At 55.7% G+C, this 18,391-nt stretch carries 17 protein-coding genes, 1 tRNA gene and 1 pseudogene; all 19 read left to right on the forward strand.

Annotated elements, in window-relative coordinates:
- The first annotated feature begins 73 nt into the window (after positions 1-73).
- Complete coding sequence (locus tag RBR41_RS04070) at positions 74-958, forward strand: alpha/beta hydrolase (protein WP_320351287.1); 885 nt, start codon at positions 74-76, stop codon at positions 956-958.
- Positions 948-1,598, forward strand: a complete 651-nt coding sequence (gene pth / locus RBR41_RS04075) for an aminoacyl-tRNA hydrolase (RefSeq protein ID WP_320351289.1) — start codon at positions 948-950, stop codon at positions 1,596-1,598. The genes RBR41_RS04070 and pth overlap by 11 nt, the downstream gene beginning before the upstream one ends.
- A gap of 305 nt (positions 1,599-1,903) precedes the next feature.
- The gene (locus tag RBR41_RS04080) at positions 1,904-2,422 is read left to right on the forward strand and encodes a CarD family transcriptional regulator (protein WP_179979457.1); all 519 of its coding nucleotides are present in this window, start codon (positions 1,904-1,906) and stop codon (positions 2,420-2,422) included.
- 335 nt (positions 2,423-2,757) lie between these two features.
- Positions 2,758-4,053: a transcription termination factor Rho gene (rho, locus tag RBR41_RS04085; protein ID WP_291303157.1), complete on the forward strand. Its 1,296-nt coding sequence runs from the start codon at positions 2,758-2,760 to the stop codon at positions 4,051-4,053.
- 205 nt (positions 4,054-4,258) lie between these two features.
- Positions 4,259-4,576 (forward strand): c-type cytochrome, encoded by a 318-nt coding sequence (locus tag RBR41_RS04090; RefSeq protein ID WP_320351296.1) that lies wholly within the window; start codon positions 4,259-4,261, stop codon positions 4,574-4,576.
- Positions 4,577-5,152: 576 nt separating this feature from the next.
- A tRNA-Val gene (locus RBR41_RS04095) sits at positions 5,153-5,228 on the forward strand.
- A 537-nt stretch (positions 5,229-5,765) separates the two neighbouring features.
- Complete coding sequence (locus RBR41_RS04100; protein WP_320351299.1) at positions 5,766-6,683, forward strand: hypothetical protein; 918 nt, start codon at positions 5,766-5,768, stop codon at positions 6,681-6,683.
- 1,461 nt (positions 6,684-8,144) lie between these two features.
- Positions 8,145-8,555: an NADH-quinone oxidoreductase subunit A gene (locus tag RBR41_RS04105; RefSeq protein WP_197957526.1), complete on the forward strand. Its 411-nt coding sequence runs from the start codon at positions 8,145-8,147 to the stop codon at positions 8,553-8,555.
- Positions 8,504-9,004 (forward strand): annotated as a pseudogene (locus RBR41_RS04110) (NADH-quinone oxidoreductase subunit B); the annotation flags it as partial. The gene RBR41_RS04105 and the pseudogene RBR41_RS04110, both read left to right, overlap by 52 nt.
- A gap of 161 nt (positions 9,005-9,165) precedes the next feature.
- Positions 9,166-9,825, forward strand: a complete 660-nt coding sequence (locus RBR41_RS04115; protein ID WP_320351302.1) for an NADH-quinone oxidoreductase subunit C — start codon at positions 9,166-9,168, stop codon at positions 9,823-9,825.
- On the forward strand, positions 9,822-10,940 hold the full coding sequence (locus RBR41_RS04120) for an NADH-quinone oxidoreductase subunit D (RefSeq protein ID WP_320351303.1): 1,119 nt from the start codon (positions 9,822-9,824) through the stop codon (positions 10,938-10,940). The genes RBR41_RS04115 and RBR41_RS04120 overlap by 4 nt, the downstream gene beginning before the upstream one ends.
- Before the next feature lie 7 nt (positions 10,941-10,947).
- Complete coding sequence (nuoH, locus tag RBR41_RS04125; protein WP_320351305.1) at positions 10,948-11,943, forward strand: NADH-quinone oxidoreductase subunit NuoH; 996 nt, start codon at positions 10,948-10,950, stop codon at positions 11,941-11,943.
- 2 nt (positions 11,944-11,945) lie between these two features.
- Entirely contained in the window at positions 11,946-12,386 is a 441-nt protein-coding gene (locus RBR41_RS04130) for an NADH-quinone oxidoreductase subunit I (RefSeq protein ID WP_320351306.1), read from the forward strand.
- Positions 12,386-12,913 (forward strand): NADH-quinone oxidoreductase subunit J, encoded by a 528-nt coding sequence (locus RBR41_RS04135; protein ID WP_320351308.1) that lies wholly within the window; start codon positions 12,386-12,388, stop codon positions 12,911-12,913. Before RBR41_RS04130 ends, RBR41_RS04135 begins: the two co-directional genes overlap by 1 nt.
- Positions 12,910-13,236 (forward strand): NADH-quinone oxidoreductase subunit NuoK, encoded by a 327-nt coding sequence (nuoK, locus tag RBR41_RS04140; RefSeq protein ID WP_320351310.1) that lies wholly within the window; start codon positions 12,910-12,912, stop codon positions 13,234-13,236. Before RBR41_RS04135 ends, nuoK begins: the two co-directional genes overlap by 4 nt.
- A 63-nt stretch (positions 13,237-13,299) precedes the next feature.
- A complete protein-coding gene (locus tag RBR41_RS04145; protein WP_320351312.1) occupies positions 13,300-14,796 on the forward strand; it encodes a monovalent cation/H+ antiporter subunit D family protein in 1,497 nt (498 codons plus the stop codon).
- Complete coding sequence (locus RBR41_RS04150; protein ID WP_320351313.1) at positions 14,793-15,044, forward strand: hypothetical protein; 252 nt, start codon at positions 14,793-14,795, stop codon at positions 15,042-15,044. Before RBR41_RS04145 ends, RBR41_RS04150 begins: the two co-directional genes overlap by 4 nt.
- Positions 15,034-16,830 carry a Na(+)/H(+) antiporter subunit D gene (locus RBR41_RS04155; RefSeq protein ID WP_320351314.1) on the forward strand — a complete coding sequence of 599 codons (1,797 nt, stop codon included), beginning with the start codon at positions 15,034-15,036 and terminating at the stop codon, positions 16,828-16,830. The genes RBR41_RS04150 and RBR41_RS04155 overlap by 11 nt, the downstream gene beginning before the upstream one ends.
- Positions 16,831-16,853: 23 nt before the next feature.
- Positions 16,854-18,377, forward strand: coding sequence for an NADH-quinone oxidoreductase subunit M (locus RBR41_RS04160; protein WP_320351315.1), 1,524 nt, complete (start codon positions 16,854-16,856; stop codon positions 18,375-18,377).
- The last annotated feature ends 14 nt before the right edge of the window (positions 18,378-18,391 follow it).

The raw sequence follows: 18,391 nt of genomic DNA on the forward strand, positions 1-18,391 counted from the left end.
GATCTGGCATGACTGAAAACGCCAGCCCGAAAACCTCTCACCGCACCCCGTACCGGACATGTGGCAGCCAACCGTGACCTACCATTCCTTGCGCTCCCTGGGCAGCAAGGCAAGCCTGGAATTCTGGCCCAAGCGGAATGCCGGGGTCATGCTGTTTTATCCGGGAACCATGCTCTCCCCCCGGCAGTACCGCCCTCTTCTTGCGGCGCTGCACGAGGCGGGCTTTGCCGTGGCGGCCCTGCACCTCACCGGGCATGGCCGCAATAGCCACTGGACGGGATTCACCTTTGCAGATCTGCTGCGGGACGGCCTTGCTGCGGAGCGCTGGTTGCGGCAAGAGGGATTCAATGCCATAGCCGTGAGTGGACACAGCCAGGGGGGCATTTTGACCATGGCTCACGCTGCCGCGTCGCAGGGGCTTACGGCGGCGTTCCCCATTACCGGTACGCTGCCGCAAAACAATGATGCAGTGGACCTCACACGGTTCAGGCGCTGGAAAAACAGGCGACACGAATTTCTTGCACACATCAACGCGGCTGCGGCCTGGCTGCCGCGTCTTCCCCTGCCCCTGCTGGCCTATTTGTCCGTACGGCGTATAACGTCCGGTGCGCGGCGCATAGTCTATGACAGAAAAGGTGCGCGGCTGACCTATCCGCTGGCGTATCTGGCCAGTCTGTTTTCGGCCAACGTGTCAGAAGAAATGCACTGCCCGCTCTATTTGTTCAGCGCCGTCAACGACGCCCTGTTTACACCGGTCAACACCGAGGCCACCTTTGAAATGCTGCGCGCGCCCGTCAAGAAACTTCTCTGGCTGCCCGGCGGCGGGCATCTGGCTGCCATGAATCCCCCGCTCTGCCGGTTTATCGCGCGTCATGCGGCGGCCGTGTGCGCGGGGCAGGGTTTGCCCTTGCAGATGGAAGCCAGTGCGGCGCGAGGAGGCGCAGACTATGGACTATAACGGCGTTCTGGTGGGCCTGGGCAATCCCGGCTCGCGGTATGAGGGCACCAGGCACAATTACGGCTTTGCCGTTGTTGACGCGCTGGTGGATTTTGCACAGCGCCATGGCGCGGCGGAATCGCTCAATGGCGGCAAGTTCTCCTGCGAGCTGTGGCGTATACGCCTTAAAGAGCTGGGCGGGGTCTGGCTGGCCGCCAAGCCGCAAACCTTCATGAATCTCAGTGGGCAAAGCGTCCAGCCCCTTCTGGCCTGGCACAAACTGCGTCCCTCTGATCTTGTGGTGGCCCACGATGAACTGGACATCCCGGCAGGAGAGATGCGCTTCAAGCTTGGCGGGGGCAACGCCGGGCACAACGGGCTGAAATCCATTACCGAACTACTGGGCACGCCGGATTTTTACCGCCTGCGCTTGGGCATTGGCCGCCCTCCGCACAAGGGTGACGTGACCAACTGGGTGCTGGGGCGCGCGCAGGGCGACGATGCCGAACAGATGCTGCAGGCTGTGCCCGCGGCCCTGGATACCCTGTTTGCCTTTGCCGACAAGGGCCTGGACGGCGCGTTGCGCGCGGCAAAAAAAACGGCGCAGCCACGCAAAAAACCCGCCCCTGAAGCCGCGCAGGTTCCAGATCGGGCCGAGTGACAATTTTGCCCTGCACTGGTGACAGCAGACGGGCGTGAACAGAAATGAACCGGGGGCGGTTCAGAGTATGGTGCATGCCCGATCGACTGTGACGGGTGAAGAGGCACGCGAAAAAGAGCATCTTTGTCCCTTTCGGGACACTGTGCATTTTTGCTTTTTCGGCTGGACTCTTCAACACATTTGGACTACTATGTTTGAAGAGTAAGTTTCCCACTCATCTATTTTTCAAAAAAATTTCGTGACTTCCAGCTATTTTCGCTCCAGGTCTCGTACAGTGGCGCTCCTTTGGGGCGTGTGGTGACAGCATGTTCACGCCGAACGATCTTGTGGTATATCCGGCCCAGGGGGTGGGTAAGATAGAACGCATTGACAGCCAGACCATTGGCGGTATCGCATGCGATTTCTATATTGTCCGCATTCAGGCCAATAATGTCACGCTGATGGTTCCCGTCAACAATGCGGCCCACGTGGGACTGCGCACGCTCACCCCTCATGAAGAAGCCGGGCGCATTCTCGAAGGTCTGCGCAACAGCACCGGAAAAATCGTACACACGGGGCAGAACTGGAATCGGCGTTTTCGTGAATATTCCGAACGGCTCAAAAGCTCCGACCTGGCCGTTGTTACAGAAGTTCTGCGCGAACTGCTGCTGATCAGCCGCACAAAGGATCTTTCTTTCGGCGAACGCCGCCTGCAGGAACAGGCCATGGGCCTTGTTACCGGCGAACTGGCCGAAGTGCTGCAAGTTGAGGAAGACAGCCTGCGGGACGAACTGCTCAAGCTGTACGCGCCTCCGCCGCAGCCGGAAGCAGCCGCCAAAGAATAGTTTTTTGCTGGCGCGAGATTGCCCCTTTATGCCCGGCAGAAGCACTAAAGCTGCAACCGCTTTAAATAACTGCCGAATGCCTTTTATAACCTCCACATACATACTGTGAGATGTGCCGTGTGGCACACGGTCTGCCAGCCCCGCGCATGGCTCGAACTACCAGATGACGTATTTTTTTATGGTGTGAACGTCATTTTTCCCTTGCCATAATGCAAAAGATAAGCTAATCGCAATCTCGCACACCTATTTAGTCTCCTTACATCCGCTCATCTGCAATACAGTGTTCTTTGATACTGTATAGTTTTGGTTTGTCTTCTTCAAAAGATCGGACAGTTATGCGTAAAAAGAAAGCTACTCCCACACTGTTGACAGACAGCGCCTTGAGTCTCACGGATCTGAAGACCCGCAGCATGCAGGAACTCATGGATCTGGCCGAGCAGTATGAAATTGAAAATGCCAGTTCCATGCGGAAACAAGAGCTTATTTTCGCTCTGCTTTCCACCTGTGCTTCCCAGAACGGAGCCATTTACGGCGATGGCGTGCTGGAAATCCTGCCAGACGGATTTGGCTTTCTGCGCTCCCCCTTGTGCAGCTATATGCCGGGGCCTGACGATATTTATGTGTCGCCCTCGCAGATACGCCGGTTTTCTCTGCGCAAGGGCGATATCGTTTCAGGGCAGATACGCCCCCCCAAGGAGGGTGAACGGTATTTCGCGCTGCTCAAGGTGACAGAGATAGGTTTTGAACCCCCGGAACACGCCAAGAATCTCGTCCTCTTCGACAACCTCACTCCCATTTATCCTGACCACCAGCTCGTCATGGAAAATGGCGAAAAAAATCTCTCCAACCGCGTTATCGACATCATGGCCCCCATCGGGCGCGGGCAACGCGGCCTCATCGTGGCTCCGCCGCGCACAGGCAAGACCATTCTGCTGCAATCGCTGGCCAACGCCATCAACGCCAATAATCCCGAAGTATACCTTATCGTGCTGCTCATTGACGAACGGCCCGAAGAAGTTACCGATATGGAGCGCACGGTCAAAATGGCCGAAGTCATCAGCTCCACCTTTGACGAGCCGCCGCAGCGCCATGTGCAGGTCTGCGAAATGGTGCTTGAAAAAGCAAAGCGCCTTGTGGAACGCAAGCGGGATGTGGTCATTCTGCTGGACTCCATCACCCGCCTGGGCCGCGCGTACAACGCCGTGACCCCGTCATCCGGCCGCGTGCTTTCCGGCGGTCTGGACGCCAATGCCCTGCAACGCCCCAAGCGCTTCTTTGGCGCGGCCCGCAACATTGAAGAAGGCGGCAGCCTGACCATCATTGCGACGGCCCTCATCGACACCGGCTCCCGCATGGACGAAGTGATCTTTGAAGAATTCAAGGGCACCGGCAATATGGAAATTTATCTGGATCGTCACCTTTCGGAAAAGCGCGTGTTCCCTGCCATCGACATCAACCGCACCGGCACACGCAAGGAAGACCTCCTCCTGCCCGAAGATGTACTCAACCGCGTCTGGATTTTGCGCAAGATTCTGGCTCCCATGTCGTCCATCGACAGCATGGAGTTCTTGCTGGACAAGATGCGCGGCACCAAATCCAACAAGGATTTCATGAACGCCATGGGCAAATAGCCGCCGCGTTCACCATACAGACTACGCCCATTGCAGGCCCTGGCAAAAGCCGGGGCCTTTTCTTTTTTGCGCAGGCTCATCGTGTTTTGGCTCGTGCATAAATCTGCTGTATGTCTTTCTTCTCTGTGCTAGCATGGAGCCACAGGCGGCTTCAGCCCCTGTTTCGCCCCACGCGGGCGAACCACGTATAAACAAGGAGAAAACCATGACCAGATATTTGCGACACGGAATTCTCATGCTGGCGGCAATCCTGCTTGTGGCTGGCGTGCAAACGGTTGTGGCCCAGGACGCCGCGCAGAAAAAAGGCGCGGAACTGTACGCCAGTTTGTGCGAGTCCTGTCACACCCCTACCCCTGCAAAGATGATGGGCAAACCTGTGGAAGCCCTGACAGCTGGTATGGATAAAGTCAAAAATATGAGCTCGCCCTCAGGCCCGCTGCTGAAGATGCAACAGAACCTGAAGACATTGAACGCGGAGCAGATAAAGGACATCGCCGTTTACATCAATCAGCTTAAGCCATAAATGACCCATGGGCCCCCTTGGGAACACCTTGGGGGCCCGGCGCTTCTACTCGTGGCACAACATCGCCCAGCCATAGGCCGTGACGCGCCGCCTCAGGCCCGCAGGCATGGTCCATGCCATCGTGGCAGCGTGGCATCGTGGGGGCACGCCGCCGGAACCACGGAGCCACACAAACGGGAAATCCTGCAGGACGGAATGGGCTTCCGCACCCTAGCTGACATGGCTTGCGACTCCCGAACGCAATGCAACCGTAACGAGGTCGCCGTGATTTTGCGACTCCCGAACACAATTGGCTACAGTCAAGGTTGCCGTAGTCTTGTGTCTCCTGAGCGCAATCGGCTTCTCACCCTTGGCTGCCGTGGTCTTGCGTTTCCCGCCAGATTCTGCTGTGCAGGCCAGACACACCGGTACTGGCGACAACAGGTTCATCGTCTATTTGCCGCATGCCCGCACCTGCGCTGCCGCGTTTTGGCCAAAGCGCCACAACCAGCCAGCTTTCCAGCAAAAGAGGCGCGCAATTTGATGATGACAACAGCATCAAAATAGCCTATAAGGCTTTTCTTGGTTGAAGATTTCGGGCAGTTAGCTCAGTTGGTTGAGCACCGCCCTTACAAGGCGGGGGCCACAGGTTCAAGTCCTGTACTGCCCACCAATACATCGAGGGGTTACAGCTTTTGCTGCAACCCCTCTTTCTTTTTCCAAACACCACTTTCAACACCTCTGCTAAATAACAGTACAATTGCCCTCTTCCTTTGTTAGAAAGGTGCCCTGTCCAAATGGGTGCTACTCCAAGAACGTAGTATGATTCTTGGTTCCTCTGCCTTAAGGAGGTGAAAATCAATGCCGAAACAGTCATTCTGTGCCACCCCATATAGATCGGGGCTTGTAGGGCAGAAGTGGGCCCATTTCTCACTCCAACGTTGTCTTGCCTCAATGGACTACTCGTTGATGGATCTGCGATGTTTCATCCGTGCGCTTCGATACAAGGGACACGAGCGTTTTAATGCGCATGTTTATGGCGAAGTGGCAGGAACAAAAAGGAATGTAGAACGCCAATCTCCTCAATTACAACCGCACTTGGCATGCCCTTACAAATATGGCAATGAACATAAAGATTATAATTATGGTGGCAAGAAAGTGATTCTTTTATGTTAAACTTAAAATCATTAGTTATTAAGGAGTTAACCAGATGCTGAAAAGAATCCTTTTTTTAGTGGTAGCTATGTTTTTTCTCCAATTGATTAGCAGCAATAGTTCCATAAGCGGCCCCTTAGATCTTGATGTAGCTGGGGTTAAATTGGGAATGTCTCCAACACAAGCTGAGGAGGCTTTAGCAAAATTTAATTCAGGTTTTAAGATAACTAAAAAATTTCAGGGGTCTCCACTGCAGGGTGTCTTTGCAATAGAATCAAAAATAGCCACTGACATTACACCCCCAGGACTTCTTTGTGGGCTGGAAGCACTGATAAAGACAGAAGACGGTTACGAAGAAGTGTGGACATATTTTTCACCTTTAAAGGAACAAGACAGTAACAATGAAAAAGTCGTTGCCGTACTTCGTTGGAAAACGTATCTCTCTGATTTTCCACAAGTTGGACAAATAGTAAAAGGACTTTCAGAAAAAATTGGAGTACAACCAACTGTAAGCAAAAATGAAAATTTTGGAAATAAACATATAACAAAGTACATAATGTGGTGCTTTAACAACAAAGGAGTTGCGTTACAGTCAATAAATCAAAACAGCCAACCAGATTGGGGAAGTTTTACTGCATGGTCCGAAGGGCTCATTGTCTCTTCATTCAGACCTCAGTTTGAACGAGTGTATTCACATACACCTTCTGCACAGGATTTAAGCTGGCTCAGCCTTTCCTCACTTATGCCCCGTGTAATATCTTCAAATGAGCCCATTACGCTTCAGCTGATCGTTAAGAGCACTCCTGATAACCCTCTGATAGCGCAAGGTTTTACACAAATTTTGATCGATGCCGGCGCTTACCTTAAAGCTTATAACGAAGCCAAAAAAACTCTGACTGATACTGCAAACGCCACCCGCTTACAGCGCCAGCAAGATGCTGCCGCCGCAAGCAGCAGAAAAGAACAGTTTTAATGCGTAAGACATGTGCCCCTTCCCACAATGGAAAGGGGCACATGTCTTACGCAACAGTAACTAGTTCTGGCTTAATTGCTGATTTTTGTAGTTTTACATCTCTTCAAATGAACACGTGAGTAAGTTTAACTACACAAATTACAAGAAACAGTTAGATTACATTTTGTCAGCCCAACCCTGCGAACACAAATAACAAGATTCAATTGTTACAAATGGTGCATCGTTTGTTTGTAGCATACTCTGACGTACTAAAATTTTTCAAATTCAGAAGTGAATTCACTACTTCGAACCAATCAACGACCAAACTAAGGCGGACAGTTTCATGGACTACGCCACCTTTCTGGGGCTGGTTAGAGCCCCCTCTGGCTTGCACTGCTAATATCTCTCTATCGGCTTTCGGCCGTCAAAGGCCTTATGCGGGTGCGGGTTATTGTAGAAGTCAAACCATCAGACCAGGATGCGACGAAGCTCGCTTCCTGTCTCCATCACCCGCAAATACTGGCATTGATACTTCAGAAAGCACCAGAGACGTTCGTCTATCACGCTATCCATCCATCCGGGGCGACGCGCGTCTTGAATTTGGCGGCGAACTTCCTTCTCGATGTGGACATAAAAAACCTCCCTTGGCTTCGTACGTCCACCATAGCTCGTGATCCCGTCTCCCGAACCCACTTCGCGATCAGGGAGACAAGGAAACAGCTATAAATTGTGAAGCATATAATTGATTGCAACACGGCGGGCGAATAATGAGGCCCATCCAGGCGGCCAAGCCTGTAAACACTGCGCATGCCTGTTTTCACTGGCGTTGACAAAACCACAGCAAAACCATTTGTGAACAATTTCACTTTTTAATGTTTATTCAATATTATAATCGTATTACATAAATTTTTTCTTGCCCATATGAACCGGCCCGGCAATCAGCCAGCCGGTTGGATCCCTTCGATGCGTCCGTCGATGGGCAGCGTAAGCCGTGCCACGCGCGCCGGAAAACCTGGCGTCTGTGAACGGCAAACACGCGAATGCCCAGCCCTTCGCCAAAACGAAGGCCAGGACGTACTGCGGCGGACAGTACCGCGACCATTTTAAATGAAACAACAGGGATCCACTACGAATTATTGGAAAAAATGTGAAATAAATCTTTATCATCAGGCTTTTTGGAAGGCTCTGCGCTGTTTTTATCTCTTCATTACTTCATATTACACATATCAATATGTAATTTTTATAAGAAAAAAAATTCACACCTTTTCTTGTATTGTGAGTATATGCACATCCACCTGATCCTTTTTTCTAGAGGGTATTGACATAATAGTTCCAATGGCATAGCCATAAAGAAAATCATTCTGACACAGCTTTTACTTCTGCTGCACAATATACATTGGATTGAATCCGGATTGCTCGACAAGGGCATTTGCATACTTCCGGGTACATGTACTGGTCTTTTTATGCCAGGAGGCGTCAAACGTGACCTCTCAAGAGTTGATTGACCTCGTTTATATTATTGTGTTCTGCATGGGCGGCATTGCTTTTGCCGTTGGTCCCTTTATTCTAGTGTACTTCCTCCAGCCGCGATCCACCAGAAACACCGTTGGCAAAACGCTTCAGGTGGTGGAATGCGGCATGCCGCCCATTGGTGACGCCTGGATCAAATTCAGCGCTGTCTACTATCTCTATGCACTGATGTTTGTGGCCTTTGCCGTTGACATTCTCTTTCTTATGCCTGTGGCGCTTGTATACAACCGCCCCGGCCCTGTGGGCGATTTGCAGGCATTTGTGGAGATACTCATATTTGTGGGCATTCTGTCCCTGGTCATTGTCTACGCATGGAAAAAGGGAGTGTTCCAGTGGCAACGCAAGACGTACTCGGATCAATAGTCCAGTTCTCAAAGCTGGATCAGCTTCTGGACCTGTGCCGGGCCAATTCGCTCTGGCCCATGACCTTTGGCCTGGCCTGCTGTGCCATTGAAATGATGGCCACCGGCGCTTCGCGCTTTGACCTGGCGCGCTTCGGGGCTGAGGTTTTTCGCCCGTCTCCGCGTCAAAGCGACGTAATGATCGTTTCGGGCACCATCAATAAAAAAATAGCTCCCGCCGTGCAGACGCTGTACGACCAGATGCCCGAACCCAAGTGGGTTATCGCCATGGGCAACTGCGCCATTTCGGGCGGGCCTTTCGCGTACGAGGGGCAGTACGGCATTGTTGAGGGTGTGGACAAGCTCTTTCCCGTGGATGTTTTTGTTCCTGGCTGTCCGCCGCGCCCTGAAGCCCTCATAGAGGGCATTCTCAAGCTTGAAGAAAAGCTCACGGGCAAACGCCGCTGGCCCCGCGTGGACCCGATCCCTCTGCCCGGCCCCGCTGCGGCCAAAGCCAGGGCGGCGGCTTCTGCATCCAGCGAGCCGCAGGCTTTGCACACGCCGGACGCGCCGTCTGGCGAGGCTTCCGCCGAACCCTCCCCCGAAACAGCCCCTGCTGCGGAGGTCAAGCCATGAGCCAGCAAAACACGCGGCCTGAGGCCCTTGCCACAAGTCTTGCCGCCCTGCCGGGAGCCCTTGTGCGCCCCACAGAGCGTGCGGCCAAAGGCTATGACCTCGATGTGAGCCTGACCCCGGAAGCGCTTGTTCCAGCTGTCAATGTTCTGGATGCTGCCGGATATTTTCTTGAAACCATCACCGGCGTTGACTGGTTTGGCGAGCAGGCAGAGCTGCGCAAGGCGGCTGAAGCGGCTGAAGCAGCCGAGGCCAAAAAGCGTGAAGAAGCGCTGGCAAAACAGGCCGAAGCAGCAGCGGAAGCCACGGAAGCCTCAGGCGCAGAAACCGCGCCCGTCGCCCCTGCCCCTGCCAGTGCCGCGCCGCCCGCCGAGCAAACGGCACCCGCAGACAAGCCCCCGCTGCCCGAGGACGAAATAGAAGTGGTGTACGACTTCAACCACTTCCAGTCGCGCCACAGGGTCGTTTTGCGTGTACGCACGCCGCGCAGCCAGCCGCAGGTTCCCACAATTCAGACCATCTACCCCATTGCCCATTGGCACGAGCGCGAGGCCCACGACTTTTTCGGCATCGTCTTTACCGGACACAACTACCTTGTCCCCCTGCTGTTGCCCGAAGATGCGGACTTTCACCCTCTGCTCAAGGATTACGGCGCATGAACGTTCTGCCACAATGCCCCATTGACGAATATTTCGTCCTGAACCTTGGGCCGCAGCATCCTGCCACCCACGGCGTGCTGCGCATCAAGCTGGTCATGGACGGCGAGTATGTGTTCGAAGCGGAGCCGGTGCTGGGCTACATCCACCGCATGCACGAAAAAATGGCTGAAAACCGCACCTGGGCGCAGTTCTTTCCCAATACGGGCCGCATGGACTACCTGCACGCCCTGGCCTACAACCACGGCTACGCCTGTGTTGTGGAACGCGCCGCCTCCATCGAGGTACCGGAACGCGCCGAATATATCCGCGTCATCACGGCGGAGCTGAACCGCATATCCAGCCACTTGCTCTGGTTCGGGGCCTTTGTGCTGGACCTCGGGGGATTTTCGCCCCTGCTGTACGCCTTTGACGACCGCGAACACATCCTTGACCTTCTCGAATCAGTCACAGGCTCGCGCCTGACTTACTGCTATTTCCGCTTCGGCGGCGTCGCCAACGACATCGACGACGCTTTCATCACGGGCACGCGCGCCTTCATCAAGCGCATGCGCAGGCGTCTCATCAAATACCATGACCTTGTCACCAAGAACATCATTATCATGAAGCGTCTGAAGGACATCGGCTTTGTTCCGGCAGAGATGTGCCGCAAATACGGCGCCACAGGCCCGGTGGCCAGAGGCGCGGGCATTGAGTACGACGTGCGCCGCCATGAGCCCTATTCCGTCTACGATCGCTTTACCTTTGACGTGCCGGTCTACACCGAGGCGGACTCCATGGCCCGCTACATGGTGCGCATGGACGAGATCGAGCAGAGCCTGCGCATCATTGAGCAGGCTCTGGATCAACTGCCCGACGGCCCCGTCATGGCGCCCAAGGTTCCCAAAAACATCAAGCCGCCCAAGGGCGACTACTATCATGCTGTTGAAACGGCGCGGGGCCTCCTTGGCATGCGCGCGGTGAGTGATGGAAGCACTACCCCCTGGCGGCTCAAGCTGCGCACCCCCTGCTTTGCCAACCTGCTGGTTTTTGGCGAGGCCAGCCGGGGCATGCTGCTGCCTGACGCCCTTGCCATGCTTGGCAGTTTGGATCTGGTTATTCCCGACATCGACAGGTGAGGACATCATGCAGCTGCCTGATCCCGAAGTATTGCGCCTTATTGCCTATCTGGTGGGTTTTTTCGCCTTTGTGGGTCTTAACGCCGCCTATCTTGTCTGGCTTGAACGCAAGGAAGCCGGGCATATACAACGGCGCATAGGCCCCAAAGAAGTTGGCCCGTTCGGCCTGCTTCAGCCTCTGGCCGACGCGCTCAAGCTCATGAGCAAGCAGGTGTTCATCCCCCAGGGGGCCGACCGGGTGCTGTACCTTGTGGGGCCGGTGCTGGTCATGACCCCGGCGTTCATGAGTTTTGTCACCATTCCTTATGCAGAGAACCTGGGCGCGCGAAACCTGAACGTGGGCCTGCTGGCCATATTCTCCTTTGCCTCCATCAACGTGCTGGGGCTGCTGCTGGGCGCGTGGGGCTCGCGCAATAAATACGCCATCATATCGGCCGCCCGCGTTGTTTCGCAAAACGTGGCCTATGAAATACCCATGCTGCTGGTGGTGGTGAGCCTCGTGATGGTGACCGGTTCCCTGAACCTGCACGACATTGTCATGACCCAGGCGGGCGGCTTCTGGAACTGGAACATACTGCGGCTTTCGGCCAGCCCGCTCATGCCCGTGGCCTTTGTCATCTTCTTTATCTGTATGCTGGCTGAAACCAACCGCGCCCCCTTTGACATGGCCGAAGCCGAAAGCGAACTTATTGCCGGAGCCTTTACCGAATACGGCGGCATGGGATTTGGCGTGTTCTTTATGGGTGAATACGCCAACATGGTGGTGGGCAGCAGCGTTCTCACCATTCTTTTCCTCGGGGGCTGGGGCTGCCCCCTGGGTCTGTGGCCCGGCGTCCACTGGTTTCTTATCAAGCTTTACGCCGTCATCTTCACGGTCATCTGGATACGCTGGACCTTTCCGCGCACCACATTTTACGGTCTGCTCAACCTTTCATGGAAGGTGCTTATTCCCATAGCCCTTGCAAACCTCATTCTTACGAGCGCGCTGCTCAAGGTGCTGTAATCATGACTGCCTATTTCAAAGACATTCTGGGCGGCGCATGGAGCCTGGTAGTGGGGCTGTCCATCACCCTGCGCTATTTCTTCAAGCCCGTGGTGACCAAGCAGTACCCCTATGAGGTACTGCCCATTCCACCACGCTATCGCGGGCACATCGACCTTGTGTACGACGAAAAAACCGGTTCGGACAAATGCATTGTCTGCGGCTCCTGCCAAAAGGCCTGCCCTTCGGGCTGCATTTCCCTTGCTGGCGAGAAACCCGAGGGCGCCAAACAGAAAAAGCTCACCACCTATCAACTGGATTTCACCAAGTGCAGCCTTTGCGGACTGTGCGTTGAATCCTGCCCCACGGATGCCCTGGCTTTTTCGAGGGATTACAACCTGGCTGGCTTTGACGCTGATGAATACCGCTTCGATCTTGTCAAAAGACTCAAGGAGCGCCCGTGATGCCCACTTCCGATTTGATGCAGACCATCGCCGAGATCATCTTTCTGGTCTTTGTGGCGGCGACCTTTTTCGGGGCTGCGGTAGCCGTGACCACGCGCCGGCTCATACGCAGCGTGGCGGGTCTGGCCCTGTGCCTCATGGGTGTGGCGGGCCTCTACTACTTCCTGTCCAGCCCCTTTCTGGCCTTCATGCAGATACTCATCTACGTCGGGGCCGTCTGTGTAACCCTTGTTTTCGCCATCATGCTGGCTGAGCGGTCATACCGTGCGCAAGAGGTGAAAAAAGGGCCGCTGGTCCTGGCTCTGGGCACTCTGGGCGGCAGCGTGTTTACGGCTACCCTGCTGGCCACGTCCATGACTGCCCGCTGGAGCGACATTCCGCTGAAACAGGCTGACGGTTCGCTTGAGCGCATCGGGCAATCCCTGCTTTCCACCTACTCCATGAGTTTTGAACTCATTTCCGTGGTGCTGCTGGTAGCCATGGTCGGCGCGCTTGTGCTGGCCCGCGAAGGGAGGGACAGACAGTGAATATTCTCAATCTGAGCCAGTACCTTGAAACATATTTGTTCATCGGCGCAGTGCTGTTCTGCATGGGGCTTATGGGCATGGCTTTCAGGCGTACCTTCATCGGCATGCTCATCGCCTCCGAGCTTATCCTGAGCGGGGCCTCCGTGAACTTCATGGCTTTTGGCCGATTTGTGGCCCAAGACCAGACCACCGGGCAGATAGCCACCCTTTTTGTCATGGCCATCGCCGCGGCAGAGGCTGTGGTGGCGCTTTCCATCATCATGGTTGTTTACCGCAATTACCGCACGGTGGACGCTGACGCCCCGAAGGAACTCAAAGGGTAGGGCTGAACGGAATTTTCGGTTCCGTACCGCAATCCCGCGCTCCGACGAACAGGAGAGGAACAGATGGAGATTGTTGCATCCGTAAAACCGCTGGCAGCCGTGCTTTCGGCCCTGATAGGGGCCTGCATGGTCATGCTTTCCAGACGGTCCCCCAACGTGCGTGAGTCCTGGTCGCTGGTAGCGGCGCTGGTCATGTTCGGCATTATCCTTTCAATGGTGCCGGATGTGGCCCCGCAGCCCGTGGGGCGCGGCCTTACGCTGCACCAGACGCTCTTTCCCATACTCCCCGGCCTTTCGGTGAGTTTTCGCGCCGACGCCTTTTCAATGGTCTTTGCCCTGGTGGGTTCATTCCTGTGGGTCATCACCATCTTCTATTCGGCAGGCTACATGCGCAGCCTGGAAGAACACGCCCAGACGCGCTTTAACGCCTGTTTTGCCCTGACCCTTTTCGGGGCCATGGGCGTGGCCTTTGCGGACAACCTTTTTACGCTCTACCTGTTCTACGAGGTGGTGAGCATCTGCACCTACCCCCTGGTGGCCCACCATCAGGATGAGGAAAGCTACAGCGGCGGGCGCAAGTACATCGTGTACCTGACCACCACGGCCAAGGGCCTTGTGCTTCCTGCCATGATACTCATCTACGTGCTCACCGGCACGCTGGACTTCACCCACAACAGCCATTTGAGCGTTCTTACCCCTGAGATAAACACGACGCTCGTGACCATTCTTTACGTCTGCTGCCTGCTGGGCTTTGCCAAAAACGGCATCATGCCCTTCCACAACTGGCTGCCGGGCGCAATGGTGGCCCCCACACCGGTTTCCGCCCTGCTGCACGCCGTGGCAGTTGTTACCGTGGGCGTGTTCTGCACCACGCGGGTCATGCTCTATGTCTTTGGCACCGACCTCATGACCAGGCTCAACCTGGGCGTGCCCACGGCCTACTTTGTTTCCTTTACCATTCTGATGGCTTCAATCATTGCCCTGAGCAAGGACAACCTCAAAGCCCGTCTGGCCTATTCCACAGTGAGCCAGCTTTCCTACATCATACTTGGTGTGGCTCTGCTCACCGTGGACGGCATACAGGGCGGCGTGGTGCACATGGCCAACCACGCTTTCGCCAAGATCACGCTCTTCTTCTGTGCTGGCGCTGTATATGTGGCCACCCACAAAAAGTGCATTTCCGAGATGAGCGGCCTTGGCCGTTCCATGCCCATCACCTTCGCCGCGTTTGCCGTGGCCTCGCTTTCAATGATTGGCGCGCCGCCGGTAGCGGGCTTTGTCACCAAGTGGAAGCTGCTGACCGGGGCAATGGAAATGCCCACGCACGCCATGGGCATTCTGCTCGTACTGCTGGCCAGTACCCTGCTCAACGTGGCCTACTTCGCGCCCGTGACCTTCAAGGCCTTTTTCGGCAAGCGCCCGGAGGGAGAGCCTGAAACCGGCATGCGCGAAGCCCCGATGGCCATGGTTATTCCCATCCTCGTCGCGGCGGCCATATCCGTAATTCTGGGCATCTATCCCGACATCATCATGGTTTTTGTGAAGGCGGTGACAGGATGATCGTAAAACTCATTGATTTCTTACGTGACAGGCTCGCTGCCACTATCACGGCGTGCCTTGCCGTGCTGGTACTGCTGGTGCTGTGGGACGCCCTGCTGGTCGACAAGAGTGACGCGCACACGCTGGTGGAGCGGATACCCGGATTCTGGGCCGGATTCGGCTTTCTGGCCTGCGTGCTCATCATCATTGTCTCCAAATGGTTCGGCCATCTGGGCATCATGACCCGCGAGGACTACTATGATGATTGATACCTGGATTCATCCCTCGGCCATCCTGCTGGCTGGAGCCGTCATTCTGCCCTGTCTGCCCAAGGCGTGGCGCAAGATCTTCCTGGTTATGGTGCCCCTGCTGGCCTTTGCGGACGTGGTGAGCATGCAGGGTCACAATGGCGTGTTCGGAAGCCTGCGCTTTATGGACGCCACCATGATATTCGGCAGGGTGGACGCCCTGAGCATGGTCTTTGCCTACATCATGTCGCTCATGTGCATTATTGGCACGGTCTACGGGCTGCATGTGGAAAACCCGTTGGAGCAGTCCGCTGCCTGGGTTTATGTGGCGGGATCGCTGGGGGTCATCTTCTGCGGCGACTACCTGACGCTCTTCCTTTTCTGGGAGATCATGGCCTTTTCGTCGGTATTTCTGGTCTGGTTCCGCCGCCGCAAGGAATCGCTGGCCACAGGCTACAGATACCTGCTGGTGCATACGGCTGGCGGCCTCATGCTGCTGGCGGGCATTGTGCTGCGCTACAAGGCCACTGGCGGCGACATGTCCTTCGGCCCCATTGGCGTGGATTCACCGCAGCTTTACACCTGGCTCATCCTGGCCGGATTTCTGCTCAACGCGGCTGTGCCGCCGCTGCACGCATGGCTGCCTGACGCCTATGGCGAAGCCACAGTGGCCGGCGCGGTGTTCATGTGCGCCTTTACCACCAAAACAGCCGTGTACGCCCTGGCAAGAGGCTTTGCGGGCATGGAAATTCTGGTGCCGCTCGGCGTCATCATGGCTCTGTACGGCGTGGTCTACGCCGTGCTTGAAAACGACGCACGGCGGCTGCTGGCCTACCACATCATCAGCCAGGTCGGTTACATGGTGGCCGGTGTGGGCATAGGCACGCAACTGGCCATCAATGGCGCATGCGCTCACGCCTTTGCCCATATTCTCTACAAGGGCCTGCTCTTCATGGGCTGCGGCGCAGTGCTGCAGATGACCGGAACCAGCAAGTTCACGGAGCTTGGCGGGCTGTACAAAAAAATGCCCAAAACCTTCCTCTATACCCTTGTTGGCGGCCTTTCCATCTCCGCCTTCCCCCTGTTCAGCGGTTTTGTGAGCAAGGCCATGATCGTGGCCGCCGGGTACGAAGTGCACAATTACTGGGCCGCGTTCCTGCTCACGCTGGCCTCTGCAGGTACGTTCCTGCACACCGGACTCAAGGTTCCCTACTTTATCTGGTTCGGCAAAAACAACTGCTCAAAAAAGACGTGGCAGCGCGCGGGCGATCCGCCCAAGAACATGCAGCTGGCCATGTTCATGGCTGCTGCCCTGTGTATCTTTGTGGGCTGCTACACCCCGTATCTCTATGACATGCTGCCCTTCCCGCAGGCTGCGGCCGCATATCACCCCTACACTGCCTACCATGTGGCGGAAACGCTTCAGATCCTGCTGTTTACGGCTCTGGGCTTCTTTTTGCTGCTCAAAAAGCTTTCGCCGGAACCCACCATCAGCCTGGATCTGGACTGGTTTTACCGCAAGGGCGGCAGGCTTTTTTACTGGCTTGCGCGCAAGCCCGTACAAACGGCCGACACGGCAGTGGGCGAAGCCTGGAACAAGGAAGGCATTGTGCCGCTCATGCGTACGGCCCGCTTCTGGTCATGGTTTGACTGGCACGTCATTGATACCGTGGTTGACGGCACTGCCCGCGGCGTGCGGGCGCTGGGCGGCAAACTGCGGCTCGTGCAGCGCGGCAGGTTGCAGATCAGCATCACCTATATGGCCGTCCTGATGGCCTTTGCACTCGCGTTCCTGGCCTTGGCCTGAGCCCACCAGAGGAGATGGCAGCCATGCAATTTTTGAGCATGAACACTTCAGGTTTTCCCATTCTTTCCGTGCTGATTTTCCTGCCTTTGGCAGGGGCCGCCATTGTGCCTTTGCTCGGCAGTGAAAAACAGGCGAAAATATGGACCTTGTTGATTACCTTGGTCAACGGCGCGCTGTCGCTCCCGCTGTTTTGCGACTTTTCCCTGGCGTCGGCGCAGTATCAGTTCGCCGAACACCATTCGTGGATCGCGTCTTTCAACATCAACTACACGCTTGGGGTGGACGGCATATCCCTGCTGCTGGTGCTCATGACCACGCTCATCATGCCCCTGTGCGTTCTGGGTTCGTGGAAGTATATCCAGAGCCGGGTCAAGGAGTTCATGATCTGCCTGCTGATTATGGAGACGTCCATGCTGGGCGTGTTCATGGCCCTTGACCTTGTGCTCTTCTATATTTTCTGGGAAGCCATGCTCATCCCCATGTTCCTGCTCATCGCCGTATGGGGAGGGCCGCGCAAGACCTACGCCTCCATCAAGTTCTTTCTCTACACCCTTGCGGGTTCGGTTTTTCTGCTGGTGGCCATTGTGGCCCTGTACATACACGAGGGAACCTTCAGCATTCCCACCCTTATGGGGCAGCAATACGCAGCCAACTTCCAGTTGCTGATTTTTCTGGCATTCTTTGTGGCCTTTGCCATCAAGGTGCCCATGTTCCCCTTTCACACCTGGCTGCCGGCAGCCCACGTGGAAGCACCCACGGCAGGCTCCGTCATTCTGGCCTCTGTCCTGCTTAAAATGGGCACCTACGGCTTTATGCGCTTTTGCCTGCCCATCACCCCCGCCGCCACGGTAAGCCTGATGCCCGCCCTGCAATGGCTTTCCATCGCGGGCATCCTCTACGGCGGTTTTACCGCCCTGGCCCAGCAGGACATGAAAAAGCTCATTGCCTATTCCAGTGTGGGCCATATGGGCTTTGTGACGCTGGGAATCTTCGCCCTTGACGCGCGTGGGCTGGAAGGGGCGTTATTGCAGATGATCAATCACGGCATCACCACTGGGGCCTTGTTCTTGTGCGTGGGCATGATCTATGAGCGCAACCACAGCCGCGAGCTTTCAGCAGCGGCCGGGCTTGGTCGGTTTATGCCCATCTACGTGACCTATCTGACGATTTTTTCACTTTCTTCACTGGCCTTCCCCGGCACCAACAGCTTTGTGGGCGAATTCCTGATTCTGGCCGGGGCCTTCTTCAACAACAAGATTGTGGCCGCCTGCGCCATACCCGGCGCGGTGCTTGCCGCAGCCTACATGCTGCGCATGCTGCAAAGGGTCATATGGGGCGGCACCCATAATCCCGACCAGTCAAAACTGTGGGATCTGGGCTGGCGTGAAACCGTGACCCTGGCACCCCTGATGGTCTTTGTTTTCTGGATTGGCCTGGCTCCCGAGCCTTTTCTGCGCGTCATGCGCCCGAGCCTTACCCACCTTCTGGTACAGACGGGCTACCACGCCCCCCAAACGCAGGCTCTGGCGGAATTTTTCGCCCGCTGACACGAAACTTCGAG

This window comes from Desulfovibrio sp. (assembly GCF_034006445.1).
In the GTDB taxonomy this organism is placed as follows: domain Bacteria; phylum Desulfobacterota; class Desulfovibrionia; order Desulfovibrionales; family Desulfovibrionaceae; genus Desulfovibrio.

Bases quoted from the DNA above. Each gene is read 5' to 3' on its own strand.
- pth (WP_320351289.1), top strand. From the start codon at position 948: ATGGACTATAACGGCGTTCTGGTGGGCCTGGGCAATCCCGGCTCGCGG.
- RBR41_RS04080 (WP_179979457.1), top strand. From the start codon at position 1,904: ATGTTCACGCCGAACGATCTTGTGGTATATCCGGCCCAGGGGGTGGGT.
- rho (WP_291303157.1), top strand. From the start codon at position 2,758: ATGCGTAAAAAGAAAGCTACTCCCACACTGTTGACAGACAGCGCCTTG.
- RBR41_RS04090 (WP_320351296.1), top strand. From the start codon at position 4,259: ATGACCAGATATTTGCGACACGGAATTCTCATGCTGGCGGCAATCCTG.
- RBR41_RS04100 (WP_320351299.1), top strand. From the start codon at position 5,766: ATGCTGAAAAGAATCCTTTTTTTAGTGGTAGCTATGTTTTTTCTCCAA.
- RBR41_RS04115 (WP_320351302.1), top strand. From the start codon at position 9,166: ATGAGCCAGCAAAACACGCGGCCTGAGGCCCTTGCCACAAGTCTTGCC.
- RBR41_RS04120 (WP_320351303.1), top strand. From the start codon at position 9,822: ATGAACGTTCTGCCACAATGCCCCATTGACGAATATTTCGTCCTGAAC.
- nuoH (WP_320351305.1), top strand. From the start codon at position 10,948: ATGCAGCTGCCTGATCCCGAAGTATTGCGCCTTATTGCCTATCTGGTG.
- RBR41_RS04130 (WP_320351306.1), top strand. From the start codon at position 11,946: ATGACTGCCTATTTCAAAGACATTCTGGGCGGCGCATGGAGCCTGGTA.
- RBR41_RS04135 (WP_320351308.1), top strand. From the start codon at position 12,386: ATGCCCACTTCCGATTTGATGCAGACCATCGCCGAGATCATCTTTCTG.
- RBR41_RS04145 (WP_320351312.1), top strand. From the start codon at position 13,300: ATGGAGATTGTTGCATCCGTAAAACCGCTGGCAGCCGTGCTTTCGGCC.
- RBR41_RS04150 (WP_320351313.1), top strand. From the start codon at position 14,793: ATGATCGTAAAACTCATTGATTTCTTACGTGACAGGCTCGCTGCCACT.
- RBR41_RS04155 (WP_320351314.1), top strand. From the start codon at position 15,034: ATGATGATTGATACCTGGATTCATCCCTCGGCCATCCTGCTGGCTGGA.
- RBR41_RS04160 (WP_320351315.1), top strand. From the start codon at position 16,854: ATGCAATTTTTGAGCATGAACACTTCAGGTTTTCCCATTCTTTCCGTG.